Annotated in this window: 22 protein-coding genes; 8 read left to right on the top strand and 14 right to left on the bottom strand. The window is 72.2% G+C overall.

The genetic code is table 11. From position 1 onward, the window contains the following. Window positions 1-42: 42 nt before the first annotated feature. From HA039_RS00115 to HA039_RS00140, 6 genes are all read right to left on the bottom strand, one after another. Complete coding sequence (locus HA039_RS00115; RefSeq protein ID WP_167021999.1) at window positions 43-3,054, bottom strand: glycoside hydrolase family 2 TIM barrel-domain containing protein; 3,012 nt, start codon at window positions 3,052-3,054, stop codon at window positions 43-45. Window positions 3,055-3,180: 126 nt separating this feature from the next. Further along, window positions 3,181-5,910 carry a glycoside hydrolase family 38 N-terminal domain-containing protein gene (locus HA039_RS00120; RefSeq protein WP_167022001.1) on the bottom strand — a complete coding sequence of 910 codons (2,730 nt, stop codon included), beginning with the start codon at window positions 5,908-5,910 and terminating at the stop codon, window positions 3,181-3,183. A 68-nt stretch (window positions 5,911-5,978) separates the two neighbouring features. After that, entirely contained in the window at window positions 5,979-6,785 is an 807-nt protein-coding gene (locus HA039_RS00125; RefSeq protein WP_243869955.1) for a carbohydrate ABC transporter permease, read from the bottom strand. Window positions 6,786-6,847: 62 nt separating this feature from the next. Next, a complete protein-coding gene (locus HA039_RS00130) occupies window positions 6,848-7,798 on the bottom strand; it encodes a carbohydrate ABC transporter permease (RefSeq protein WP_167022003.1) in 951 nt (316 codons plus the stop codon). 7 nt (window positions 7,799-7,805) lie between these two features. Continuing rightward, complete coding sequence (locus tag HA039_RS00135) at window positions 7,806-9,143, bottom strand: ABC transporter substrate-binding protein (RefSeq protein ID WP_167022005.1); 1,338 nt, start codon at window positions 9,141-9,143, stop codon at window positions 7,806-7,808. 266 nt (window positions 9,144-9,409) lie between these two features. Beyond that, window positions 9,410-10,414, bottom strand: a complete 1,005-nt coding sequence (locus HA039_RS00140) for a LacI family DNA-binding transcriptional regulator (RefSeq protein WP_167022007.1) — start codon at window positions 10,412-10,414, stop codon at window positions 9,410-9,412. Window positions 10,415-10,770: 356 nt separating this feature from the next. Between HA039_RS00140 and HA039_RS00145 the strand changes: the two genes are divergently transcribed. From HA039_RS00145 to HA039_RS00160, 4 genes are all read left to right on the top strand, one after another. Next, window positions 10,771-10,941 (top strand): hydrophobic protein, encoded by a 171-nt coding sequence (locus HA039_RS00145; RefSeq protein ID WP_167022009.1) that lies wholly within the window; start codon window positions 10,771-10,773, stop codon window positions 10,939-10,941. A 130-nt stretch (window positions 10,942-11,071) separates the two neighbouring features. Continuing rightward, on the top strand, window positions 11,072-11,875 hold the full coding sequence (locus HA039_RS00150) for an alpha/beta fold hydrolase (protein WP_167022011.1): 804 nt from the start codon (window positions 11,072-11,074) through the stop codon (window positions 11,873-11,875). Continuing rightward, window positions 11,875-13,170: a PP2C family protein-serine/threonine phosphatase gene (locus HA039_RS00155; RefSeq protein WP_167035847.1), complete on the top strand. Its 1,296-nt coding sequence runs from the start codon at window positions 11,875-11,877 to the stop codon at window positions 13,168-13,170. Before HA039_RS00150 ends, HA039_RS00155 begins: the two co-directional genes overlap by 1 nt. Continuing rightward, the gene (locus tag HA039_RS00160) at window positions 13,167-13,529 is read left to right on the top strand and encodes an STAS domain-containing protein (protein ID WP_167022013.1); all 363 of its coding nucleotides are present in this window, start codon (window positions 13,167-13,169) and stop codon (window positions 13,527-13,529) included. Before HA039_RS00155 ends, HA039_RS00160 begins: the two co-directional genes overlap by 4 nt. Before the next feature lie 63 nt (window positions 13,530-13,592). On the opposite strand, the gene HA039_RS00165 is transcribed toward HA039_RS00160, so the two are convergent. Further along, window positions 13,593-14,093: a MarR family winged helix-turn-helix transcriptional regulator gene (locus HA039_RS00165; RefSeq protein WP_167022015.1), complete on the bottom strand. Its 501-nt coding sequence runs from the start codon at window positions 14,091-14,093 to the stop codon at window positions 13,593-13,595. Between the two features lie 133 nt (window positions 14,094-14,226). Between HA039_RS00165 and HA039_RS00170 the strand changes: the two genes are divergently transcribed. Then, window positions 14,227-14,664: an organic hydroperoxide resistance protein gene (locus HA039_RS00170; protein WP_167022017.1), complete on the top strand. Its 438-nt coding sequence runs from the start codon at window positions 14,227-14,229 to the stop codon at window positions 14,662-14,664. 95 nt (window positions 14,665-14,759) lie between these two features. Here the strand turns inward: HA039_RS00170 and HA039_RS00175 are convergent, their stop codons facing one another. Next, window positions 14,760-15,191, bottom strand: coding sequence for a PPOX class F420-dependent oxidoreductase (locus tag HA039_RS00175; RefSeq protein ID WP_167022019.1), 432 nt, complete (start codon window positions 15,189-15,191; stop codon window positions 14,760-14,762). 158 nt (window positions 15,192-15,349) lie between these two features. On the opposite strand from HA039_RS00175, the gene HA039_RS33530 reads away from it, so the two are divergent. Next, a complete protein-coding gene (locus HA039_RS33530) occupies window positions 15,350-16,036 on the top strand; it encodes a hypothetical protein (protein ID WP_208298503.1) in 687 nt (228 codons plus the stop codon). A gap of 3 nt (window positions 16,037-16,039) precedes the next feature. On the opposite strand, the gene HA039_RS00185 is transcribed toward HA039_RS33530, so the two are convergent. The 4 genes from HA039_RS00185 to HA039_RS00200 form a co-directional block, all read right to left on the bottom strand. Then, complete coding sequence (locus tag HA039_RS00185) at window positions 16,040-17,107, bottom strand: Glu/Leu/Phe/Val dehydrogenase (protein WP_167022021.1); 1,068 nt, start codon at window positions 17,105-17,107, stop codon at window positions 16,040-16,042. Further along, window positions 17,104-18,270, bottom strand: coding sequence for an FAD-dependent oxidoreductase (locus tag HA039_RS00190; protein ID WP_167022023.1), 1,167 nt, complete (start codon window positions 18,268-18,270; stop codon window positions 17,104-17,106). The genes HA039_RS00185 and HA039_RS00190 overlap by 4 nt, the downstream gene beginning before the upstream one ends. A gap of 150 nt (window positions 18,271-18,420) precedes the next feature. Beyond that, on the bottom strand, window positions 18,421-19,911 hold the full coding sequence (gene mptB, locus HA039_RS00195) for a polyprenol phosphomannose-dependent alpha 1,6 mannosyltransferase MptB (protein ID WP_167022025.1): 1,491 nt from the start codon (window positions 19,909-19,911) through the stop codon (window positions 18,421-18,423). Between the two features lie 80 nt (window positions 19,912-19,991). Beyond that, window positions 19,992-20,831 (bottom strand): class I SAM-dependent methyltransferase, encoded by an 840-nt coding sequence (locus HA039_RS00200; RefSeq protein ID WP_167022027.1) that lies wholly within the window; start codon window positions 20,829-20,831, stop codon window positions 19,992-19,994. Between the two features lie 150 nt (window positions 20,832-20,981). On the opposite strand from HA039_RS00200, the gene HA039_RS00205 reads away from it, so the two are divergent. After that, entirely contained in the window at window positions 20,982-21,881 is a 900-nt protein-coding gene (locus tag HA039_RS00205) for a helix-turn-helix domain-containing protein (RefSeq protein WP_167022029.1), read from the top strand. A gap of 58 nt (window positions 21,882-21,939) precedes the next feature. On the opposite strand, the gene HA039_RS00210 is transcribed toward HA039_RS00205, so the two are convergent. Together HA039_RS00210 and HA039_RS00215 are read right to left on the bottom strand one after the other, a co-directional pair. Continuing rightward, entirely contained in the window at window positions 21,940-23,481 is a 1,542-nt protein-coding gene (locus HA039_RS00210; protein ID WP_208298504.1) for an alpha/beta hydrolase, read from the bottom strand. 129 nt (window positions 23,482-23,610) lie between these two features. Next, window positions 23,611-24,210 carry a helix-turn-helix domain-containing protein gene (locus HA039_RS00215; protein ID WP_167022031.1) on the bottom strand — a complete coding sequence of 200 codons (600 nt, stop codon included), beginning with the start codon at window positions 24,208-24,210 and terminating at the stop codon, window positions 23,611-23,613. 123 nt (window positions 24,211-24,333) lie between these two features. On the opposite strand from HA039_RS00215, the gene HA039_RS00220 reads away from it, so the two are divergent. Beyond that, the gene (locus tag HA039_RS00220) at window positions 24,334-25,290 is read left to right on the top strand and encodes an alpha/beta hydrolase (RefSeq protein WP_243868950.1); all 957 of its coding nucleotides are present in this window, start codon (window positions 24,334-24,336) and stop codon (window positions 25,288-25,290) included. Window positions 25,291-25,333 lie beyond the last annotated feature (43 nt).

Consider the following 25,333-nt stretch of genomic DNA (forward strand, 5'->3'; position numbering starts at 1 on the left):
GTACGGAAGGGGCCCGGCGACGTCGTCGTGGGTGGGGGACCGTCAGATCGCCGCGACGCGGAGTCTGATCGTGCGCGCCTCGGGGCGCAGGGCGAACTCGGGCCAGACGTCGGGGCCGCAGGCCCGGGAGCCCAGGCCGTGCTGGGCCGCGTCGATGATCAGGTGGGTCGTCGACGACTCCGGGAGTTCGTGCGGGTGGGCCGCCCCGGTGATCTGCTGGGGGGTGTGGCGGCTGAGCGTGAACCCGGGACGGCGGTGACGCGTGTCCGGGAGAGCGGTGACCCGCAGGATGCCGCTTCCGGCGCTCGTCAGGGTCAACCGGCGGAGCTGGGAGCGGTGTCCGGTCTCCTGCGGCCGGGCGTACGCGACGGAGAGGTCGCGCAGGGGGGAGGAGAAGCGGCCGGTCCGGGCGGCGCGCATGCTGTCGGGGTACGACTCCAGGGGGCCCAGGCCGAACCAGTCGGCGCCGTCCACGGGGGCGTCGTCGTCGGGCAGGTCGAAGCGTATGCCGATGCGCGGCCAGACCGTGGGCCAGCCGGCCGACGGGGTGGTCTCCACGCGCAGTTCGAGCTCACCGTCCTCCAGGGACCAGACGGACTCGACCGTCACCGACAGCGCGGAGTGGGCGGCGGAGACCTTGTCCAGGACGCGCAGGGCATCCGGTGTGCGTTCGACGGCGAGGCGCCGCGTGGTGAGGCGGTCGAGTCCGTGGCGGCGCCACAGCGTGGCGTTGGAGATCCCGGCGACACTCGCGTCGCTCTCCTCGATCTCGCCGGAGGTGCCTTCGTCGTTGTCGGTCGGGGCGCGGAACAGTTCCAGCCTCGGGCCCGTCACCGGGCGGCCGGCGAGGCGTGTGAGGGTGCCGCCGGTGAACTCGGCGATGCCCAGGGCCAGGGTCCCGTCGCTCGGCCGCCAGTCGGTGCGGGGCCGGACCGGGGGTACGGGGCGGGGCGCCGACCGGTCCAGTTGGGCGGTCGCGAGGACGTGGCCCTCGCCCGCCCAGGCGGTGTCGGCCGCCAGGGTCGCGTCGAGGGTGAGCCAGGTCTCGCCGTCCGGTGACACCGGGACCGGGGGCAGGGCGACGCGCGCCGATCCGCCGGCCGGGATCACGGGGATCTCCAGGTGCCCGGAGGCCGCGGGCGTGCCGTCGTGTTCGACGCGCCAGGAGAAGCGGAGGTCGGACGTGTCGGCGGAGTGGCGGAGGTTGGTGATCTCCACGTGGTCGTGGCGTCGGTCGCGGCCCTGCTCGTGGTCGTAGTTGTCGTCGAAGGTGAAGCGGATCGGTTGGACGACGGCCTTGAACTCGTACAGGCTCGGCGTGGGGACGTCGTCGCTGAGCACCATGCCGTCCATCACGAAGTTGCCGTCGTGGACGACCTCGCCGAAGTCACCGCCGTACGCGAAGTAGGGGGTGCCGTCGGGCGTGGTCGTCGCGATGCCGTGGTCGCGCCACTCCCAGACGAACCCGCCGTGCAGGCGCGGGAATCGGTGGGTCAGCGCCTCGTACTGGTCGAGCGCGCCCGGTCCGTTGCCCATCGCGTGCGCGTACTCGCAGAGCAGGAACGGCCTGGTGCGCTGCCGGGCGCCCTGTGCGGGGGTGCAGCCCATCAGCGGCGCGCGTGAGCCGTCGGTGCCGATCTCCTCGGTCTCCAGGACCGAGGAGTACATGCGTGAGTAGACGTCGGTGTACTCGCCGGTGTGGTCGCCCTCGTAGTGGACGGGCCGTCCGGTGTCGCGGGCGTGGACCCACGCCGACATCGCGGCCAGGTTGCTGCCGGTCCCGGCTTCGTTGCCGAGGGACCACATGACCACACTGGGGTGGTTCTTGTCGCGTTCGACCGTGCGCCGGATCCGGTCGAGGTAGGCCTCGCGCCACGCCGGGTCGTCGCTGGGGTTGCCGGTCCAGCCGGTGTGGTCGAAGCCGTGGGTCTCCAGGTCGCATTCGAGGACGACCCAGAAGCCGAGTTCGTCGGCGAGGTCGAGCAGCCGGGGGTGCGGCGGGTAGTGGCTGGTGCGGATCGCGTTCACGTTGAAGCGCTTCATCCGGGCCAGGTCCTCGCGGGCGTGCTCCTCGTCGAAGACGCGGCCGCGCTCGGGATGGGTCTCGTGGCGGTTCATCCCGTGGAAGACGACACGGCGGCCGTTGACGAGGAACCGGTCGCCGCGGATCTCGACGGTACGGAACCCGATCCGCAGGGCGATGCTCTCGGCGGCGGACGCGACGGTGGCGTCGTACAGGCGGGGACGCTCGGCCGACCAGGGCTCGACGGCGCCGAGGTCGAGCGGGGAAACGTCGGCCGGGGTCGCCCAGACGTGCTCGACGCCCAGTTCCGGGAGGCGGAGCGTGACGGGGAAGGCGGCCGGGTCGGCGGTGATCTCCGGCTCGACGCGGCCGTGCCCGTCGGCGAAGGCGGTACGCAGCCAGACGTCCTCGACGCCGCCGGCCGGGCGGGCGACCAGGGTGACGTCACGGAAGATGCCGGGCAGCCACCACTGGTCCTGGTCCTCGACGTAGCTGGCGGCCGACCACTGGTGGACGCGTACCGCGACGACGTTGTCGCCGGGGCGGACGGCCGAGGTGACGTCGAACTCGTGGGCGAGGCGGCTGCCACTGGCGCCGCCGATCTCCTCGCCGTTCACCCACAGCCGGAAGAGCGACTCGACGCCGTCGAAGCGGAGGAGGATCCGCTCGGCGTCCGTCCACGCGGCGGGGATCTCGACGTGGCGGCGGTAGTCGCCGGTGGGGTTCTCGTCCGGCACGTGGGGCGGGTCGATCGGGAACGGGAACTGCACGTTCGTGTAGATCGGGCGGCCGTACGCCCCGTCGCCCTGGAGCACCCAGTGCGAGGGCACCGGGATGTCGTCCCAGCCGTGGTCGTCGAAGCCCTCGGCCGCGAAGTCCTCCGCCGCGTACGCCGTCGGCGAGAGCCGGAACCGCCACGGTCCGTTCAGGGAGAGCGAGGGGGCGTCGGAGCGCAGCCACGAGCGCGCCGCGCGCAGGGCGCCGCGCCCCGGCGCGGTGTCGGTTACATACCCGGAATGGGGGGAGGGCACGGGGTCACCACTTTCTCGATGGCGGAAGGACGTGTGGCGGGGCGCACCGCTCGCGGTGCCCGGGGTCCGGTGGACTTCGGGCTCCCGGCCGGTGGTGCGCCCCTGTTGTGGTGCGGTGACGGGTGTCTAGCGGACGACGACCGTGCGGATCTCCCACGGGCCGAGGGCGAGGTCGAGTCCGTCGGCGGCCGGTGTGGTGGACAGGGGCCGGCCGAGCAGGTCGACGGTGGTGGCCTCGGTGAAGGGGCCGGTCAGGCGGGCGTCGGCGCCGGTGTCGCTCATCGCGACGAGCCGTACTTCGGTGCCGGCGCCGCCGTCCTCGGTGGTGACGCGGCGGACGGCCGACACGGAGACGCCCGTGCCGTCGACCCGGATCCCGGTCGCGTCGGCGGGCAGCGGGTCCCCGGCGGGCGCGGTGCCGCGCGTGACCAGCACGTCGTTGCGGAAGCGCTCGGCGAGGGCGACGGCGTCCGCCTCCTGCCACCCGGCTGCGGGGGGCAGGACGGCGAAGCGGTTCTCGATGCGCATGCCGAGGTCCTGGGCGCCGGGGGCGGCGATCTCGGTGGCGGCGGGTTCGTCGCGGAACGGGTGGATGTTGACGCTGATCGAGCCGATGGCGCGCAGGAGGGTGACGGCCAGTTCGGCGCCCTCGCCGACCACTTCGTACTCGGAGGTGTGGTCGAGGAGGACGTGCGCGGCGCCGGCCGACACGAACGACTCGGCGGGGAAGGTCGGGATGGGGTACTCGCCCCAGCCTCCCTCGGCGGTGAGCCCGCGCGGGGTGACGGCGAACTGCCCGGCGGAGGCGGAGCCGGTCACCGGTTCGGGCAGCGGTACGTGGAAGCGGAGCCGGTGGTCGGCGGAGCGGTTCAGGAACGAGGTGGAGACCCGGACGAACGGCTCTCCGGCCCGTACCTCCACGAGGGTCTCGACCGGGGTCGGTACGGTCTCGGCGCTCCGCACGTCGCGGTCGGAGGTGAGCGCGACGGGCCACTCGTAGACGCGGGTGATCCGGGTCCGCGACCGCAGCGGGCCGTGCTCCAGCACCTGGACGGCGACCTCGGCGGGCTCGGACACCAGCACGTCCTGGGCGGGCGGGCCGTAGTTGTAGCTGTCGCCGCGGTCACCGCCGTCGACGAGGCGGCCGACACCGCGCAGGACGGAACCGTCGGCGCCGGTGACGTCCAGGGTGCCGTCGGCGGCGACGGCGACCTCGACCAGGCCGTTCGCGAGGGTGCGGTCCGTCGCGGTCGCGGGGACGAACGCGGCGGGCAGGTCGGGGGTCCGGTCGGCGGGCGCGACCTTGAAGCTCGCGAGGCCGGAGGCGGGGACGTCCACCAGGGCGAGCGCGGTCGCGCGGGCCTGCTCCAGTGTCAGGACGCGCCACTCCCCCGGGTGCGCGGCGGCGGCCTCGGCGACCTTCCCGCGCAGGGTCATCAGGTCGAAGGGTCCGCTGGCCGGCACCTCCGCGAGGTGGAAGACGAGGGAGCCCGGGGTGAGTTCGTACGTGTCGATCAGCCGGCCGAACAGCTCCCTGCGGTGGATGCGGCGCAGCACCCGTTCGAGCTGGGAGGCGTCCATGCGCTCGTCGCTGAGCACGGTGGGGGCCTGCGAGATCAGCTGGACGGGGCGTACGGAGCCGTCGGCGGCGGTGGCGGCCAGCACGCTGCCCTCGGGCGGGGCGACGACGTCGACCTCGACCGCGGCGGTGCGGGCGAACGGCAGGGGGTTGGCGACGAGGTGGCCGTCGCTGGGCACCCGGGCGGCGGCCTCGGCGAGGGCGGCGTCCCGTACGGCTCGGGCGGCCTGCGCGGCCTCGGCGAGGCGCGCGTCGACCTGGTCGCAGGTCTCGTCGGTGCCGGAGCCGACGACCGAGTCGTGTGCGGCCGACTCGATGATCTTGTGCCAGGCGAGGGTGAGGAACGGTGTGTCGTCGCGCCGGGACCAGAGGGCGTTCATCCGCTCGGCGTGGTCGATGGTCCGTTCGGCCACGGCCATGCGCTGCTTGAGCCCGAGCCGTACGGAGAGGACACCCGGGAGGATGTTGCCGCGTACGTGGCTGCGGAGTTCGCCGGTGACGACGGTGGTGGCCTCGTCGCGGACGTGCTCGCGGATGTACTCGTCGAGGGTGGCGATGGTGATGGCGCGCTCGTCGCTGGACGCGCGCCGCAGCCAGGCGGCGAGGCGCGGGTCGGGCGCGTTGTGGTCGGTGCCGGCCATCGCGAGCACCGGGTCGGTGCCCCAGCGGGCCGCGGTCATCTCCGCGTACTCGCCGAGGGCCCGGCCGATCTCGTCGGGCACCAGGAGGACGTCGAGGCCGTTGTCGTACCCGTCGAAGAGGAACTCCGTGCGCACCTCGGAGCCGTCGGGGGCGCGCCAGCGGAAGGCGTGGCCCTCGACGGTTCCGGGGACGCCGCGCCACAGCGCGGCGTGCTCGATGCCGGCGCGGGCCAGGATCTGCGGCATCTGCGCGACGTGGCCGAACATGTCCGGCAGGTACCCGATCGGCATCGAGCCGCCGAGCCCGGCCGCGGCGGCCCACCCCATCTGGAGGTTGCGTACGACGGTCTCGCCGGAGCAGAGGAACTCGTCGAGCAGGATGAGCCAGGGGCCGATCGCGATCCGGCCGTCGGCGACCAGTGCCGCGAGCCGGTCGCGGTTCTCGGGCCGCATCTCCAGGTAGTCCTCGATCGCGGCCATCTGCCCGTCGACGGTGAACCGGAAGTCCGGGTTCGCCTCGGCCGTCTCCAGCACGGTGTCGAGTGCGGCCACGAGCCGGTGCCGGAAGACCTGGAAGGGCTCGTACCATTCCCGGTCCCAGTGGAAGTGGGGCACGAAGACGGCGGAATTCTGCATGGATCAGGGACCTTCTGTCGGCGGGGTGCGGAGAGAGGGGAGTACGGGCGCGAGGGGTGGCTACGCGGTCACTTGAGCGAGCCGGTGGCGAGGCCGGTGCGCCAGAACCTCTGGAGGAGGATGAAGACGATGATCACGGGCACGATCGAGACGAGCGAGCCGGTGATCACGGACTGCTGGAGGAGCGGGGCCCTGGCGGTCTGGCCGTTCCAGGTGTACAGGCCGAGGGTGACCGGGAAGAGGGATTCCTTCTGGAGCATCACCATCGGCAGGAAGAAGTTGTTCCAGATGGCGACGAACTGGAAGAGGAAGATCGTCACCAGGGACGGCGCCATGAGCCGGGAGGCGACGGAGAAGAAGGTACGGAACTCCCCCGCGCCGTCCAGGCGCGCCGACTCCAGGAGTTCCTGGGGTACGGCGGCGGAGGCGAAGATCCGGGCCAGGTACACGCCGAACGGGCTGACGATGCTCGGCAGGAACACCGCCCAGTAGGTGTTGACGATGCCGGTCGCCGAGAACAGCAGGAACAGCGGCAGGGCGAGCGCGGTCGTGGGCACCAGGACGCCGCCGAGGATGACGGAGAAGAGGAACTCCTTGCCGCGGAACTGGAACTTGGCGAGCGCGTAGCCGCACAGCGCGGAGATCAGCGTGCCGACGGCCGCGCCGAGCACCGCGTAGATCACGCTGTTCAGGGCCCAGTGGAGGAAGATGCCGTCGCTGCGGGTGAACAGGGTGTGCAGGTTGCTGAACAGGTTGAAGTGCGAGAAGGCCAGGCCGTTGGTGGAGGCGAGGTCTCCTTGCGGTTTGGTCGCCGCGACGATCAGGAAGTAGACCGGCAGCAGGAAGTAGATCGTCAGGAGAAGCATCAGGGCCATGACCGCGGTGCGGCCGGCCCGGCTCTCGCGGACGGTGGGTTTGTCGCTCACGATCAGCTTGTTCACAGTCCGGCCCTCTTCGACGTCAGCCGCATGAACCCGAAGCTCAAGACGAAGGTGATGAGGGCGATGACCACGGAGATCGCCGCCGCCTGCTGGTAGTTGTTCCCCGAGGCCACCGCGTAGGCGAGCATGTTCGGGGTGTACGTGCTGGAGATGTTCGAGGAGATCTGGCGCAGCACGGCCGGCTCGGCGTAGAGCTGGAGTGTGCCGATGATCGAGAACACCGTGGTGAGGACGATCGACGGGGCGATCATGGGGACCTTGATGCGCCAGGCGATGGCCCAGTTGCTCGCGCCGTCGAGCTTGGCGGCCTCGTACAGCTCCTGCGGGACCGACTGGAGTGCCGAGTACATGATCAGCATGTTGTAGCCGGTCCACAGCCAGGTGGAGATGTTCGCCGCCGACCACAGCACGGCGCCGGGGCCGAGGAAGTCGGGGTGCAGGCCGAGGCCCTGCAACAGGTCGACCACGGGGCTGAGCTGCGGTGAGTAGAGGTACGACCACATGATCGCGGCGATGACGCCGGGCACCGCGTACGGCATGAAGACCGCGATGCGGAAGAAGGACTTGAGCTTCAGCAGCGGGGTGTCGAGGAGCAGCGCCATGATCAGGGCGACGAACAGCATGACCGGCACCTGCACGATGCCGAAGAGCCCGATGCGTCCGATGCTGGACCAGAACTCGGTGTTCTCGAAGACGTGTCCGTACTGCTCGAAGCCGCCGAACGTGGTGTACGAGGTGCCGTACTGGCCGCCGGTGCGGCGTACGACCCGGAAGCTCTGCCAGATCGCGTAGCCGACCGGGACCAGGTAGAAGAGCACGAACGGGAGGAAGAACGGGGTGAGGAACGCGGTGATGACGCCCGCCCGGGGCCCGCCGCCGTTGAGACGGCGGCGGGCTCCCTTGGACGCCGCCACCCCGCGTATCACGCGGGCGTCGGTGTCGGTCATGCTGCGGTCACTTGCCCGCCTGGGCGGGGATGGCCAGGTCCTTCATCGAGCTGAGCGCGGTCGACTGGGCGGTCTTGAGCGCGTCGGCGAGGGTGCCCTTTCCGGCGGCGGCCTTGGCCATGGCGTCCTGGAGGCTCAGGTTGACCGTCTTCTGGGTGGGTCCCCAGGTGAAGCTGGTGTCGATGTTCTTGGACGACTCGGCGAAGACGTCGAAGATCTTCTGGCCGGCGTAGTACGGGACGCCCTGGGCGAGCTGGGGCAGTCCGGTGCCGACCGGAGACGCCGAGTAGAGGCCGCCGAGCTTGTTCTCCAGGGCGAGGGCCTCGGGGTCGGTGTTCAGCCAGGTGTTGAACTTGACCGACTCGTACAGGTGCTTACTGCCCTTCATGAACGCGACGGTGGAGCCGCCCCAGTCACCGGACGCGGCGCTGGTGCCCCAGGTCGGCATGGGGACGATCGCCCACTTGCCGGACTGCTTGGGCAGGTTGTCGCGGAACATGCTGTAGCCCCAGGCGGCGCCGACGTAGCTGGCGATCTGGTTCTGCTGGTACGCCGCGTACATCTGGGTCGAGCCGTTGGCGAGGTCGGTGCGGACGAGCTTGTCGTCGATCATCTTCTGCCAGTAGTCGGCGACCTGCCGGCTCTGCGCGGAGTCGACGGTGACGTGCCACTTGCCGCCCGAGTACGAGTACATCTCGGCGCTGTTCTGCCAGAGCAGGCCGTTGAACCACTCGGCGTTGTTCGGGTCGAAGAACGTCATGGTGAGCTTGGGGTCGGCGGCGTGCAGCTTCTTCGCCTCGGCCGCGTACTCGTCCCAGGTCTTCGGTATCGCGAGGCCGTGCTGCTTGAAGAGGTCGCTGCGCACGTAGAGGGCCATCGGGCCGGTGTCCTGCGGGAGGGCGAAGACGCCGGTGCCCGCGAAGCTGGTCTGCGACCACGTCCAGGGGACGAACTTGGACTTGGCGGCGGTGGCCTCCTTGCAGGCCGACGCGTCCACGAACGCGTTCTGGGTCCGCAGGTTGGGCAGCTCGTCGTAGCCGACCTGCGCGAGGTCGGGGGCCTTGCCCGCCTTGAGGGCGTTGCTGATCGTGCCGTACTGGTCGTTGGAGATGTTCTTCGTCTGGACCTGGATGTCGGGGTTCTTCTTGTTCCACAGGGCGACGACCTGGTCCATGCCCGGAACCGTGTTCCAGTACTGGAGGGTGACCTTGCCCTTCGCGGGCTCGCAGGAAGCGGCGGCCGAGGAGCTGTCCGGCTTGTCGGACGACGAACAGCCGGCGAGCACGGCGATGCCCGCTGCCGCGGCGACGGCGGCGAGACGGACGCGCGAGGCGGTGTTTCTCATGATTTCCTTCCAGAGTGTCCAGCTGCACTGCTGGACGCGTCGACGTTGACACCTCAAGGCACGGGATGCCTTCTGGTTGGAATGCGCGGGTGTGGTCACCGGCGCCACTGCGTCGGACCGAGCATCGAACGCCGTTGCGGGAGTGGCACATCCTGTTCGCGTGAGCGCTCACGTGAACGTTCACGGAAGTCCGTGAATTTTCCGGAAGTTTGCGCTCCGGTCCGGATGTATGTCAAGACATTCGGGTCGAACAGACGTCGCGCAGGTTACGCGGACCCGCCCGGTCTCAGCTCGGCGCGGACGACGAGTTCGCCGGGCTCCAGGGAGTCGGCGCCGGTCAGCAGGCGTCCGACCTGGTCGATCGCGAGGGCGCCGAGCCGGCGTGTGTCGAGCGCCACGCTGGTGAGCGGAGGTTCGACGAGAGCGCCGAACTGGAGGCCGTCGAAGCCGATCACGGCGAGGTCCCGGGGGACGCTCCTGCCGAGCCGGCGCGCTTCACGCAGGGCGCCGATGGCGACGATGTCGTTGAAGGTGAAGACCGCGGTGACGTCGGGGTGGGCGGCGAGGAGGTTGCCGAGGCCCGCTCCCCCGCCGTCGGCCGACTGGCCGGCGCCGGCCACCAGGCCGGGGTCGACGCCGAGGGCCGTCGCGGCCGCGGTGAACCAGACGCGCCGGACGCTGGGCTCGGCGCGGTTGTCGTGGTCGAGCATCCCGATCCGCGTGTGGCCCCGGGCGACGAGGTGCGCGATCGCGGCGTGGACGCCGGCCTCGCCGTCGATCCGTATCGAGCTGAAGCGCCCCATCCGGGGTTCACGGCCGATGAGGACCATGGGCATGCCCCGGGTGAACCGGTCGAGGTCGCTCTCGGAGCAGCTGAAGTAGCCGACGACGGCGTCCACCTGGGAGCCGATCACCTGGAGCGTGCTCAACTCCTCCTCGGCCCGGTCCGCGGTGTCGTACACGACGACGTGCCAGCCGCGGGCCCGCGCCGCCTCCAGGGCCGCGGCGGCGACCTCGGTGAAGAACGGGTTGAGCAGGTCCGGGATCACCAGGCCGATGGTGGTGGTGTCCTGCCGTACGAGACCCCGGGCGAACCGGCTCGGCCGGTAGCCCAGTTCACGGGCGGCGTCCAGCACCCGCTGCTTGGTGGACCCGTCGATCTCCGCCTTGTCGTTCAGCGCCCGTGACACGGTCTGCCGGGACACCCCGGCCGAGCGGGCGACATCATGGATCGTCACCCTTCGGGGTTCCGACCTCGCCGGCGACACCATCGCGCACCTCCCGCTGCTCGCGGGCGCTGACGTGCCCCGCAGGGCCCGAGTATGCCCGACGTACCCGTGAACCTTCCCGGCTCCGGTGCGCGGCAGCGGCACCGCGGGTCCCGGCCGGGGCGGGCGGACCCGGGCGGGAGAGTGCCCGGCCGGGGCGATCCCGCCGTGATGCTTTCGTTTCCGAATTGCCACCGGAAACGTGATGGTGAATCGTGAGGGTGGATAAGGGAATCCGTGATTCTTTCCGCTGCCGGACAGGCGTCGCGGGCCACTCGGAGTGCGGGAGGAATTACCCCGGGATCCGTGTGTGTGAAGTGATCGCCCGGGGGCACACGCTGCCCTGGAGGTTGATAATCATGGTTCCCCTGCTTCTCGTTCTTCTGCTCGCCCTGATTCTTTTCGGCGCGGGCTTCGCACTCAAGATCCTGTGGTGGATCGCCATCATCGTGCTGGTGGTCTGGGTGCTCGGTTTCCTGGTCCGTCCCACCGGTGGGGGCGGCAAGCGCGGACGCTGGTACCGCTGGTAGACGGCGTCGCGCGTGACATGTGGGTGGGGCCCCGTCGATGACGCCGGGGCCCCGCCCACGTGTGACGCGGGGCCGGTCCCTTTTCCGGTACGAACTCCGCGGGTATTCACGGTCGGTACGAGGATGTCGGATGGATATACGAAACAGGAACCATGTGGTGGTGACCGGCCGCGCCGACGGTCCGGTGCTGATGCTGGCGCACGGATTCGGGTGCGACCAGAACATGTGGCGCCTGGTGGTGCCCGCTCTCGCGGAGAGGTTCCGCCTGGTCCTCTTCGACCATGTCGGTGCCGGACGCTCGGACCTGGCCGCCTGGAACGCCGAACGGTACGGGTCCCTGGACGGCTACGCGGACGACGTCCTGGAGATCTGCCGGGAACTCGGTCTCGGTCCGGTCACGTTCGTCGGGCACTCGGTCAGTTCGATGATCGGCGTGCTGGCCGCGAACAGGGAACCGGAGCGCTTCGAGCGGCTGGTCCTCCTGACCCCGTCCCCCTGCTACCTGGACGACGGGGAGTACCGGGGCGGATTCAGCGCCGAGGACATCGACGAGCTGCTGGAGTCCCTGGACAGCAACTACCTGGGCTGGTCGGGGGCGATGGCTCCGGTGATCATGGGCAATCCGGACCGTCCCGAGCTGGGCGAGGAGCTCACGAACAGCTTCTGCCGTACCGACCCGGCCATCGCGCGGGCCTTCGCCCACACCACGTTCCGCTCCGACAACCGGGCCGACCTGCCGCGCGTGAGCGCCCCGACCCTGGTGGCGGAATGCGCGGACGACGCGATCGCGCCGACCGGTGTGGGAGCCTTCGTGCAGGCGCGGATCAAGGGAAGCCGGCTGGTCACGCTGGACGCGACCGGCCACTGCCCCCAGTTGAGCGCCCCGGAGGCCACGGCCACGGCCATCACCGCGTTCGTGGAGGACACCCGATGATGTGCGAGACGGGAGGCCCCGCCGCCGGTCTGCCGGAGTCCGGGTCCGGTGGCGGGGCGCAGGACGGGGAAGCGGACCGGAAGAGCGGCGGAAGCGGAAGCGCGCTGTTCGCGTCCCTGCTGGAGGACAGCGCGGAGGACCTGTACGAGAACGCCCCGTGCGGCTACCTGTCCACCCTTCTCGACGGCCAGATCGCCAAGATCAACGGCACGCTGCTGGGATGGCTCGGCCACCGCCGCGAGGATCTCGTGGAGCGCAGGCGCTTCGCCGACCTCCTCACCGTCGGCGGCAGGCTCTACCACGAGACCCACTTCGCCCCGCTGCTGCGCATGCAGGGCGAGATCAGCGGGATCGCGCTGGAGCTCAAGGCCGCCGACGGCAGCCGCCTCCCGGTCCTGGTGACCTCCACGGTGAAGAAGAGCGCGGACGGGCAGCCGCTGCTGATCCGTACCACCGTCTTCGACGCGCGGGACCGCCGGGCGTACGAGACCGAACTGCTGCGGGCGCGCCGTGAGTCCGACCTCGAACGCGAACGGCTCCAGCGCCTGAACGCCACACTCCAGCGGACGCTGCTGCCGCCGGCCCTGGCCCCCGTGCCCGGCCTGGACGTCTCCGCGTACTACCGGATCGCCTCGGCCGACCTCGTCGGTGGTGACTTCTACGACCTGTTCGGCCTGACCCCGGGGACCTGGGGCCTGTTCCTCGGCGACGTCTGCGGCAAGGGGGCCGCCGCGGCGGCCGTCACCTCCCTGGCCCGCTACACCCTGCGCGCCGCGGCCGTCTACGACCCGGTGCCGACCGCCGTCCTCGCGAACCTCAACACCGTCCTCAACCAGGAGTACCAGGGCCACGACCCGCGCTTCTGCACCGCCGTCTTCGGGCTCCTCACCCCGGACGGCGACGGGGGCTTCGAGGTCACGCTGGCCGGCGGTGGTCACCCGCCCGCCCTGCTGATGCGCGCGGACGGCTCGGCCGACTACCTGCCCACCCCCGGCGGGCAGCTCATCGGCGTCATCCCCGACGCCCACTTCGCCACCACGCGGGTGCGTCTGGAAGCGGGCGACACCCTGCTCCTGTACACCGACGGCCTGACGGAGGCCCGCACGCCCCCGGACGGCGAACGCTTCGGCGACGACGCGCTCCTCGGCCTCGGCCGGGAGCTGGCACCGACCACGGCGGCCGCCGCCGTGGCACACCTGACCGGTCTCCTCGACACCTTCGGCGAGGGGCTGGACGACGACACCGCGCTCCTGGCCATCGGCGTGCCGCTCCCCGGGACGGAGGGCGCCCGGTGAACCCCCTCGGCGTCCGCACCCGGAGGTCCGCGGCCGGACCGGTCCTCGAACTCGCCGGCGACCTCGCCTACGAGTCGGCCCCGGAGGTCCGCGACCTGCTGCCCACCCTGGAGCTGGAACCGGGGCAGCAGTTGCTGGTCGACCTCGGCGGGCTGACCTTCTGCGACTCCAGCGGCATCACCGTCCTGATCGCCGCCCGCAACCACGCCGAGGCCGCCCGGGCCACGCTCGCCCTGGCGGCGGTCCCCCCGCATGTCGCGCGCATCCTGCGCCTCGTCGGGCTCGAACCGATCCTCACCAGCTACCCGACCCCGCAGGACGCCACCGACGCGTGGGCCAGGAGGGCGGACGGCTCCTGAGCCGGCGCGTCGCCGTGCCGACCGGTCCCCTCCGGCGCGGTGTCTCGCGAGGCCGGTAGGGGGTCAGTCCGACGCGGGGTACGTGCGCGCGGCGGTGTCCAGCGAGTCGGTGAGGGTACGGAGGCGGTCCCGCAGGTCCGCCGCCTGCTCGGGGCTCAGGCCGGTCGCCGCCATGATCTGCCCCGGCACCTCCCGTACCCGCTCGCGCAGGGCTTGGCCGTCCGCGGTCGGACGGACCGTCACCGACCGCTCGTCGGCCGCGTTGCGCTCCCGCGTCACCAGGCCCGCCGCCTCCAGCCGCTTCAGCAGCGGGGACAGGGTGCCGGAGTCGAGCCGCAGCACCTCGCCGAGCTGCTTGACCTGCATCTCGCGGTGTTCCCAGAGCGTCATCATCGTCAGGTACTGGGGGTACGTGAGGCCGGACGCGCCCAGGAGGTTCCGGTACACGCCGTTGAACGCCCTGGACGCCTTGAGCAGGTCGAAGCAGAGCTGGAGATCGAGCATCAGGCCGTCGCCGGTCTCCGCCGCTCCGGCCGTGTCGTCCGCTGACAGTTCTCCACCCATGGGTCCAGTCTACGCAGGTGAGCGGGCCGCGCCATATGGTTGTGCAAAATTCAGTTGTGTACTACCTTTCTGGTACGCGGAGCGGATCGCCGCCCCGCGAGTTGCGGGATCACCTGAGAGAAGTGGCAGACCCATGGTCAACAAGCTCGAGAAGGTCGTCTACACGGCGCACGCCCACACCACCGGTGGCCGCGAGGGTGGCGCGAGCCGCACCGACGACGGCGCGCTGGACATCAGCCTGTCCACGCCCGCCGTCATGGGCGGCTCCGGCGGACCGGGCACCAACCCCGAGCAGCTGTTCGCCGCCGGCTACTCCGCCTGCTTCATCGGCGCCCTGAAGGCGGTCAGCGGCAAGCTGAAGATCAAGGTGCCGCAGGACATGTCGATCGACGCGTCCGTCTCCTTCGGCCCGATCGAGAACAACGCCTTCGGCATCGCGGTCCGCCTGGAGATACACCTCCCCGGCCTCGACCCCGAGCAGCAGCGCCAGCTGGTCGACGCGGCGCACCACGTCTGCCCGTACTCCAACGCGACCCGCGGCAACGTGGAGGTCGACCTCGTCATCGCGTGAGTGCCCCGCGCGCGAACGGGCCGGTCGGGCGGATGTTCCGCGCGACCGGCCCGTTCGTGTCGGCGGACCTGTGTCCCTCCGCCGGGCTGTTCGTGTCAGCCGATGCGGGTGCCGTACACCTTGTCGACCGTGATCGTGATCAGAATCCTCCGGTCCGACACCATCACCGACCGGTACTCGTCCCAGTCCGGGTGTTCGCCCGCGGCCGCGCGGTAGTAGTCGACGAGGACCCCGACCTCGGGGCCGTGCGGGTCGCTCCCCGGTCCGACGAGGGTGGCCGTGCCCTCGACCGTGGCCCACGCCCGTCCGTCCTGACTGGTCACCTCCAGCGTGGCCCGCGGGTCCCGGCGCAGGTTCGCGATCTTGGCCGTCCGCTCCGTCGTCGACACGCGGATGACACCGGCGTCCCGGTCGTACGTCGGCATGACAGGGGAGAGCTGGGGGCGGCCGTCGGACTTGATCGTCGCGAGGACACCGAGCCGGCTGTGCGCGAGCAGCTCGTACGGATCGAAAGATGTGTCGGTCATGACGACCACAACCCGTGACCGGCCGCACCGTATTCCGTGGCGGGAGCCCGCCCGGTTCTTTCACTCCCCTGGGCTCTCCCGCTGGGCGCGTCGGGTGATCAGGGAGGGTGAGTACGCGTGCTCATGCGCCGCCGGTCGGGTGATCGAAGACTGGGCGCATGACACGAACTCCGTTACGGACCAGCACTACTGCACGCTCCCCGCGCCGCTCGCGGTACGCCGTCCCGGGCGCGACCTTGGCGATCACGGCGCTCGCCGCCCTCGCGCTGACCGCGTGCGGCACCACGAAGGCGGGGGCCGCGCACGCCCGGGACACGTCCGGCGCCGTGGGAGCACGGCCGGCCACCGGGATGCCCCGGCCCGATGCCGAGATGGCCTTCCTGGAGATGCTCACCACGGTCGGGGAGACGTGTGTGGGGGCCACCCCCGGCGGGGACGAGGTGATCCCCCCAGGGGAAAGGCCGCGGAGCCGTCCGGAGCGGATACCGCCGATCGGCGCGGCCCCGTCCGGTCCTCCCGCCACCCTCGCGCCGGATCGGGGAACGGAGTTGCACGAGGACGAGTGGTGCGCGAGGCGGCTCCACGAGGAGCGCGTGGGCCGGGCGCTCCGGAGCCTGGCGCGCCCCACCCCCGCACGGGTCAGGGAAGTCCTGAACCGTCTCGGGTACATCGATGCGCGCATCCACGGCGTCGGGCGGTCCGGCGCGACCATCCGGTTCTTCGTCGACCTGCGGTTCATGGGCAGCCGGCTCGCCCTCAGGGGCACGGCGGCCGGCCCGAGAAGCGTCGTCGAGGGGTTCGGGGTGTTCGAGTCGGGGCCGTTCGACCCGGGCGCGGTCCGGTGACGGCTATGTGTTGGGCACCTGGAGGTCGTCGTTCGTAGTGGGTGGGGGGAAGCGTAGGCCGCAGAACGGATGTGGCGTCAGGTCCCGGGCGTGGTGAGGGATCGCGGACGGGGCCAGTCCCGGTGGGGTGTCCAGCAGGTCGCGTACGGCGGCGCGTACCGTCTGCCGGACGAACGCGTACACGCGGTCCGGGGACGCGGCGCGGAAGGCCGCGGGCGCGTAGTGCTCGATCGAGTCGACGATGACCGCGCCCGCGCCGGTCAGGGGTGTCGGTACGTGGTCGATCCCGCGGCGGCGCAGGATCCGGGCCGTGGTGTCCTCCTCGGCGAGGACCGCGTTGGCGGATCCGATGACCGCGCCGCAGCGCAACCGCCCGGCCAGCGCCGGGTCGACGAGGTCGCTCACTGAGCAGGGCACCAGCACGTCGACCTCCCGCGCGGCCCAGTCCCGGACCGGGCGGCTCCCGGGGATGTCCGGGGCGCCGGGATCCGTGTCGTACGTCAGGACCGAGGCGCCCGCCGCGACCAGTTCGCGGGCCAGCGCGCCGCCGACCTTGCCGACGCCGTGCACCAGGACGCGCAGGCCGGTGACGGGGCCGCGGGCCCATGCCTCGATCGCGCCCCACACGCCGAAGGCGGTCGCCGTGTGGGGTGCGACGCGGCTTCCGATCGCGTTGAGCACGTACGGCGTCATGCGTGCCAGCCGTTCCATGTCCGCGGTGGTCACTCCCATGTCGGCGCCGGTGTAGAGCGTGCCCGCGTGCGCGTCCAGCACCCGGGCCACGGCCGCGAGCAGTGCGTCGTCCACCGCGTCGGCGCCGGTCACGAGCATCTTGGCGCCCCAGAAGCCGGTGCGGTGGAGTTGGTGCTTGAGCAGCATCTCGGTGGCCAGGCGGCGGGTGAGACGCTCGGGGTCGGGGAAGCCAGGGCCGCCCGCCTGTACGCGCAACCCCCCGTTGGCGGGCAGGGGTCGGGCCGGGTCGCAGGTGGCGAACGCCAGGTGGAGGGTCGTTCCCCGGGGGCCGGTGAACCGGCTGACGCGTACGGATCCGGCACCCGTACGGCCGGTCACGCGAGCGCCGACGCGGGGTCGTGGTGGGCGCTGTGGCCGTCGAGTGCCAGGTCCGCGCAGATCCGGCCGAACATGGGGACGAACTTGAAGGCCCATCCCGCCGACTGCACCACCACGCGCTCGCCGTGCGGGACCGTCGCGGGCAGCGCCCCGAGGTGGAACTGTCGGCCGGGGTCGGCGGGGAGTGCGGCGAGGCAGGTGCTCGCGCGTACGCCGCGCGGTACGAGACCGGGGAGGTGCTCGCGTACCCAGGCGGCGGTGGTGGCGAGGTCGCCGCCGTGCGGGAGACCGGGCACCGACGGGTCGGCGTCCCCGACGGGCCGCTCCGCGTCCGAGGCGGCCCGGACGAGACCGCTGCCCGTCCACGGGTTGTGGCCGAATCCGTAGAGGGATCCGTTGGCGGCGCCGTCCTCCGGTTCCAGGAAGGCGTACCAGGTCGGCAGGTCCATGCCGTCCGAGCGCCGGGCGAAGTAGGCGGAACTCATCCGGAAGACCCGCAGGTCCAGCGCGCAGCCGAGCGGGGCGAGCAACTCGTCGGTGAACGCGCCGGCGTTCACGACGACCGCGCCGGCCCGGTGCACTCCACGGTCGGTACGGACCGTCACGCCCTCGCCGTCGGGCTCGACGGCCCGTACCCGTTCGTTCTCGCGGACGCGCACCCCCGCGAGGGAGCAGAGCCGTGACAGGGCGCCGACGGTCCCCTTGACGTCGATCACACCGCCGTCGCGCTGATAGAAGCCCTCGTGGTCGGCCGGCAGCCGGGCGAAGCCGAAGCGTGCCTCGATCTCCGGCGCCGACAGCCATTCGTACGGCACGCCGAGACGTTCCAGCACCGCGCCCGCGGCCCGCAGTTCGCCCTCACTGGTCGCCACCCCGGCGCGGCCGAACCACAGGCTGCCCGTCCGGTGGACCAGCCGCAGGCCCGCCGCGGACTCCAGGGCGTGCCAGAGGGGCACGGTCTCCAGCGCGAGCCGTGACCACCGCTCCTCGCTGTACTGGATGCGCCACTGCCGTTCGAGTCCGGCGGAGCTCGCCCGGTCGTGGCCTGTGCCGAACCGTTCCAGCACGAGCACCGAGTGTCCGCGCCGGGCCACCTCCCACGCGGACGCGAGACCTATCGCCCCGCCTCCGACCACGATCACGTCCGCGTCGTTCGACGACATCGCCCACCCCATCACCCCGGCCGGAACTCACCACGGACGGCGCATTCCTTCCCTCGTGCCCCGGCGGGAGAACGCGACAGGCCCGGGCGTGCGGGAGCACGCACACGCGGTGCCCTCACCTCGCACGCCCGGGTCCGGGAGCCCCGTCGGCTACGAACCGCCGGCCGCCCCCACGACCCCGTCGGCCGCGCGGGCACCGTCGTTCACCGCGCGGCGCTGGCCCGGGAGGCGCGCCTCGCCCGGCGACGCGGTCCGCTCGCGGCGTACCACCAGCGTGCCGATCACGCACACGACGCCCACCAGGACGAAGGCGAACGGCGGGGTGGCTCCCTTGGGCACGGTCTCGTACGCGAGGGCCGCCGACAGCACCGCCACCACGGTGCCGGCCCGGCCGTTCCAGGTGGTGGCGGCGATGACGGTCATGCCCCAGAGCAGGTACCAGGGTTGCACCATCGGGGAGAGCGCGACCAGGGCCAGCAGCGCCAGCCCCAGCGCGTGGACCGGCTCCACGCGGCCACGCGCCGCCCGCCACCCGAGGTGGGCGATCACCGCGAGGGCCGCCACGAGGCCCAGGGTCCGGACGGCGCCCGTGACCGGGTCCGGGTCGGTGCCGACGAGGACGTGCAGCAGCGTGCCGAGCGCCAGGCCCAGGTCGCTGGTAGCCGACAGCGGGGTGTGTATGCCGGCCGCGACGCCCTGCGTCCGGAGCCAGCCGAAGCCGGTGCCGGCGATCAGTGTCACGGCGACGGCAACCGCCCCGGCGATCAGGCCGGGCGCCAGCAGGCCCTTGGCCGTGCGGCGTACGAGCGGTCCCGAGGCCGCCCTGCCCACGAGCACGCCGATGAACAACAGGGCCAGCGCGGCAGGGGACTTGATCATCAAGGCGAGCCCGATGAGCGCGCTCCCGGCGATCCACCTCCCGCGCAGGGCAAACACCACACCGGCGAGCAGGAGACCGATCATCAGGCCGTCGTTGTGCATGCCACCGACCACGTGCATGAGGAGCAGCGGGTTGAGCGCGCCGAACCGGAGCGCGGCGCTCTCGCTCCTGCCGAGATGCCGGGCGAGGTGGCGCAGGCCCCACACCATCAGGACCAGCGCGCCGAGGGCGAGGAGCCGCATGCCCAGTACGGCGGGGACGATCGCCCCGCCCGCCGTCCAGGCCACCGCCCGGGCGAGGATCAGGAAGAACGGGCCGTACGGCGCGGGGGTGTCGGTCCAGTTGCCCCCGACACTCGCGGCGGCATCGCCGCCGAGGCCCGCGGGGTCGACGACCGACGGTCCGGCGGTGTAGACGTCGTGGCCTTCGAGGACCATCGCGCCCTGGGCGATGTAGCTGTAGACGTCGGCGCTGTAGAGCGGTGGCGCGAGCAGCAGCGGGGCCACCCACCAGGCGAGGGTGACCAGCGTGTCCCGTACGCCCGCCCCGGCCTTGCCGTACCGCCACCAGGCCACGACGAGCACGCTCAGTCCGGCGTACGCGAGGACGGTGCCCGCCCCGGTGACGAGGGACCCGTGCCGTACCCAGATCCCCCACGGGTCACGGGCCGGGAGCGCTCCGGCGAACCAGCCTCCCACGGCGATCGCGGCGGCCCCGGCCGTTCCCCAACGACGGCACCCGACGGCGCTCATTGCCCACATGGTCGGTCAACCTACCGAACAATCATCGAACGGGCGCACGAGGCTTCACACTCTCGTGGAAGCCGCCCCGGGCCTCGGCCCTACCCGGGCCCGTCCCACACGAACACCTCGGTGCTCGGCCCCCGCTCGGAGAACCGCCCGGACGGGGAGGCCTCCCGGAGCAGCCGTGCCAAGTCCGCCTCGAAGGCGTCCCGTTGCCCGCCGAACAGGTGGGGCGCGGAGAACGAGAGCGAGAACACCCAGGCCGCGACGTCCTCCCGGGTACGGACCAGCTCCTGGCCGCCCGGCACCACGTACCGCCGCGGGCCGGCGTACCCGGCCCGGGTGAGGACGGCGGCCTCGTCGCCGGGTGTGCCGTGGCGGAGCATGCCGCGGCCGGCCCGTCGTACCGGCCCGAGGTAGCGCTCGGTCAGGGCGGTGATCTCGGCGTACGGGACCGCGGGGTGGGGCAGGCCGTCGGCGGTCCTGGTCTCCGTCTTCAGGTCCGCGAGGTGAAGGAGAGCCCCGCCGGGTACGAGCATGTCCTTGACGACCGACGCCACCAGGTCGCGTTCCATCCAGTGGAAGGACTGGCCGAACGCCGCGCCGGTGAACGTCCCGAGGTCCAGGGGGAGTTCCTCGGCGCGGGCCCGGACCCACCGGGTCTTGGCGGAGACGCCCGTCCCGCGCGCCTGCCGCTCGGCCTCCGCGATCATGCCGCCGTCCGGGTCCACACCGACCACGTCACCGAACAGGTGTGCCAGGCCCAGGGCGAGGGTGCCCGGTCCGCATCCCACGTCGAGGAGGCGTCCCCGGCCGTCGAGGGCGAGCGCGTCGGCCAGTACGTCCGGGAGTCCGGGGGCGTACGGGAGTCTCCCCCGCCGGTAGTAGGGGGCCGACCCCAGGAACAACGTGTCGTCCCACTCCCACCCCTCGGGCATGCCGGATTCCCCACTCCCCCGGTGCCCTCGCGGGCCCTTCCGGGCGGGGAAGGGTCCGGGGCCCGTCACCGCGATCATTCCACGGACCGGCCCGCCGGGTAGGCACACCGGTACCAGGCACACGACCGCGACCCGCAGCACACTGGAGGCATGGAGCAGCACCGCGACACACCCGGCCGGCACGAGCTCGGTGACTTCCTGCGCGCCCGCCGCGCCGCGCTCGACCCCCGGCGGCTGGGGCTGCCGGACGACGGCCGCCTGCGCCGGGTGCCGGGCCTGCGCCGCGAGGAGCTGGCCCAGCTCGCGCACGTGAGCGTCGACTATGTCGTACGGCTGGAGCAGGGCAGGACGCGCAGGGTCTCGCGCCCGGTGCTCGACGCGCTGGCGGACGCGCTCCGACTGGAGCCGGACGAGCGCGCGTACCTCTTCGCCGTGGCCGACGTCACCCAGGCCGCGCCCGCGCGGCGGCCGGCCGAGCAGCGGGTCGATCCGCAGCTCCTGCGGCTGCTCGACGGCATGCCCGACATCCCTGCGCTGGTCCTGGGGCCCCGGCAGGACGTGCTCGCCTGGAACTCCGCCGCGGTGGCCCTGCTGATCGACTTCGGGGCGCTGCCGCCACGGGAGCGCAACCTGTTCCGGTTGACGTTCCTCGACGACGGGTTCCGTTCCCTGTACGCGGACTGGCCGCGCGTCGCGCGCGAGTGCGTGGCGGTCCTGCGGATGGAGGCGGGCCGCCATCCCGACGACCCGGGCCTGGCAGCGCTGGTGGGCGAACTCAGCGTGCGTGACCCGGACTTCAGGGCGTGGTGGGGAACCCACCAGGTCCGGGGGCCCCGCGAGCTGACGAAGAGCTACCGCCACCCGGTGGTGGGCGCCCTGACCCTCGACGTCCAGCAGCTTTCCGTCGACACCCGGCCCGACCAGCGTCTGGTCACCTACACCGCGCCGCCCGGCAGCCCCGCCGAGGAGGCGCTCCACTTCCTGCTCCGCTGGTCCTCGCGGACCGAGCCGGCCGGTACGGATCACAGGCGGACCGGGCCGCACCCCTGACGCGGACACCGCCGCGTGCGCCGCGATCCGCGTTCCGGATCGCGGCGCACGCGCGGTCTCAGGAAGCAGGCTGGGGCGCCGGCAGGGGTGCGCACGTCAGATCGGCGTGACGGCCCGGGTGACGCGCGGGAAGCGCGCCGGTGGCGAGGTAGTCCGCGATCGGCTGGTCCACGCAGGCGTTGCCGGTCGGCGTGGCGCCGTGGTCGACGCCTCCCGCGACCGCGACCAGCGCGGAGTGCGGGTAGCGGACCCGTACTTCCAGGCTGCCCTCGAAGGGGGTCGCCGCGTCCTGGGTCCCGTCGACGAGAAGCGCGCTCGCGACGCGGGATCCGTCGATCCGCACGGGAGTTCCCGGGGCGGCGGGCCAGGTCAGGCAGGGGGCGTTGAACCAGGTGTTGCCCCACGTGGTGTCCGGGGCCTGGGCGTGGGCGGCCTGCGAGTCCGCACGCCAGGTGCTCCAGTCGGACGGGTACGGGCCGTCGGTGCAGATCTCGGCGAGGAGCGCCGCGTACGTGTTGTCGTTGCCCCGCTGGCTCAGCTGCGCGAAGAGCGCCTTCAGCGTGGCTCCGTCACCCTGGTGGACCCAGCCCGACAGGGCCGAGCCGAGCATCGGCCAGCTCTGCTCGAAGTACGAGGCCACGAGGAAGATGTCGATCCACTCGTCGGGACCCACCGCCCCGGCGGCCGGTGTGCGGCGCACCGCGGCCAGCTGCTCGTCCCAGACGCGGGCCACGTCGCTCTCGGTGGCGCCGAGACCGTACGTGGCGTCGTGCGAGGCCAGCCAGGCGAACCAGGTGTGCAGGTTCCGCTCCAGCGGGACCGCCTGGTCGAATCCGTTGGCGTCGTACCAGGTGCGGCGCGGGTCGACGTTGCTGTCGAGGACCATCCGGCCGACCCGCTCGGGGTGGAGCGTGGAGTAGACCTGCGCGACGTACGTGCCGTACGACTGCGCGTAGAGGGAGAGCCGGGGCGCGCCGAGTGCCTGGCGGATCGACTCCATGTCGGCGACCGTGTCGGTCGTCTTCATGTGGTCGAGGACCCCGCCGGGGTAGTTGGTCGCGCACTTGTCCGCGTACGACGCCGTCCGGTCGAGCCACGCCCGCTCGGCGGCGGCGTTCGCCGGTACGTAGTCGGGCCGGTCGAAGTCCATGTACGTGGGATCGCAGGACAGGGCCGGGACGCTCGGGGCGAGGCCGCGGCGGGCGAACCCGATCCAGTCGTACGTACTGGCGGCGCTGCCCGGCAGGCGCGAGCCGAGCAGGGACGAGGTGTATCCCGAGCCGCCGAGCGGATTGGGCGCCGCGAGCAGGACGCCCTGGTACGCGGTGTCGGGCGAGGTGTGCCGTACCCGCGACAGCGCCAGGGTGACCCGGGGTCCCGCGGGGTCCGCGTGGTCCAGCGGCACCTGGAGCGTGCCGCACTCGGCGCCGCCCTGGACGAGCGTGGGGTCGGTGCAGGCTCCCCAGGCGATGGAGGCCGCGCGGGCGGGGGTGGGAGTGCGGGTGGCGGTTGTGGTGAGGGGGGAAGCGACGGACGGCGCCGTGGACGACAGGGCGGCCAGGCAGAGTCCGGCGGCCAGTGCCGCCATGAGTCTTCTCAACGTCCAACTCCTAGGAACGCGAAGCGCGTTGGGTGCGGTCCGTGAGTCGTACACGGACCGGTCATCGCATTCTGCTCCACACGGTTCGCGGGAGTTGACCTTGGGGGGCGTAACCCGGAGTACCGGGTGTCAGTCCGGGGGGCGGACGCCCTCCGCCGGGTCGCGGGCCACCGCGTCCAGGGCGGCGCGCAGGTAGGGCACCAGCTGCTCCACGTCCGGGCCGTTCATCAGCGTGTTGCCGAGGAGCATCCTGCTCAGGAGGACGCCGGAGCAGATGGAGACCAGCAGGGCCGCGCGGGCGTCGGCGTCGGCGCCGGGCAGGGCGTCGGCCAGTTTGCGCTGGTAGTCGCCCTCGATGCTGGCCCGCATGATCGCGGCGGCCCGCGCGTTGGACGCCGAGCGGAGCGTGAGCAGCAGGCCGTCGGAGGCGGCCTCGTCCTCGCCGGTCAGCAGGGCGCGGGCCGCCTCGTCGGTGACGTCCGGCGTCATCATCAGGGACTTCTGGTAGGCGAGGTCGACGACCTCCGCGAACAGGCCTTCCTTGGAGCCGAAGTACCGGCCGATCAGCCGCGTGTCCACGTCCGCCGCCCGGGCGATCTCGCGCACGCCCGCCCCGTCGTAGCCCAGCCGCGTGAAGACCTCGCGGGCGGCCAGCAGGATGGACGCCCGGGTCGCCGCCGCGTCCCTGCGGCGCACCGGGGCGGGAGAGGGAAGGTCGTCCTCGTTCATACGCCCAGGATATCGGTGCCGCCGTGCCTGGTACGGGCCTGCATGGGCAACACCCTCCCTGGCACCCGCCTCGCCGCGGCGTGACAGTGGACGGGTCAGCGCAACAGCTCGCAGAAGATCATCATGGAGATCGTCATGAGGACGGACGTCACCTTCCCCAGCAACGGCCTGATGCTGGCCGGCCACCTGTACACCCCCGACGCCCCCGGCCCCCGGACCGAGGCCCCGCACCCGCTCCCCGCGATCGTCGTCGGCCACCCCGCCAGCGGCGTCAAGGAACAGGCGGCGGGCCTGTACGCCGAGCGCCTGGCGCGCGAGGGGTTCGTCACCCTCGCCTTCGACGCCGCCCACCAGGGCGAGAGCGAAGGCGTCCCGCGCGGCCTGGAGGACCCGGACCAGCGGGTGGAGGACATCAAGGCCGCCGTCTCCTTCCTCGGCGTGCGCCCCGAGGTCGACCCGGACCGTATCGGCGCGCTCGGGATCTGCGCCTCCGGCGGCTACGTCGTCCCGGCCGCCGCCACCGACCACCGGATCGGCGCGGTCGCCACCGTCAGCGCCGCCGACATCGGCCGCCAGTTCCGCGAGGGCGCCGACGGTACCCAGGACCCCGCCGTCGTCCGGGGCATGCTCGACGCGGCCGCCGCGGCCCGCAGCGCGGAAGCCCGCGGTGAGGGCGCGGGGGTGTTCCCGATCTTCCCGGCGACGGAGGAGGAGGCCAGGGCGCTCGGCCCGCACACCTTCGACGGCTGGGAGTACTACCGCACCGACCGGGCGCGGCACCCGCGCTCGGCGGAGGCCTTCACGTGGAACAGCGTCGACCGGATCGTGACCTTCGAGCCGTTCCGTTTCGTCTCGCTGATCGCCCCGCGCCCGCTGCTCATGATCGTCGGAACGGAGGCGGTCACCTCGCACATGACGACGGAGGCGTTCGCCGACGCGGGAGAGCCCAAACGGCTCCACTGGATCGACGGCGCCAGCCACGTCGACCTCTACGACAAGGACAAGTACGTCACCCCGGCGGTGGCCGAACTGACGGCCTTCTTCCGGAAGCGCTTGGGTGACGCCTCGCCGGTGGGCTGACGCGGGGAACGCCCCGGGGGGCATCTCACCGTTGACCGTCGGA

This window comes from Streptomyces liangshanensis (assembly GCF_011694815.1).
Classification (GTDB): domain Bacteria; phylum Actinomycetota; class Actinomycetes; order Streptomycetales; family Streptomycetaceae; genus Streptomyces; species Streptomyces liangshanensis.